The 227-nt window shown below is 27.3% G+C and carries 1 protein-coding gene; it reads right to left on the bottom strand.

Going from position 1 to position 227, the window contains the following annotated elements:
• Positions 1-227: transposase (locus tag CPJCM30710_RS17655; RefSeq protein ID WP_212905408.1), on the bottom strand; the 227-nt coding region annotated here is incomplete at both ends.

Raw genomic sequence — 227 nt, 5'->3', positions numbered from 1 at the left:
AAAATTTTTATTGTCGTCTTTATAATCTTCCCAAACATGTCTTCTGACAGTTTTATATTTAGCTTTCTCACTAAAACACTTATTTTTATGTGGACAGTGAAAGCAAATTTCCTGAAAACATCTATATTCCCTATATCCATCTCTAGTTGTTGTTTTATAAATTAAGGCTACATTATTAGGACAAATGTAAATATCCTTATCAAAGTCATAGATAAACTTACTTTTAC

Source organism: Clostridium polyendosporum (assembly GCF_018332455.1).
GTDB lineage: Bacteria > Bacillota > Clostridia > Clostridiales > Clostridiaceae > Clostridium_AY > Clostridium_AY polyendosporum.
Note: the sequence above shows the minus strand (reverse complement) of the source record. Positions and strands in the feature narration are given on the sequence as shown.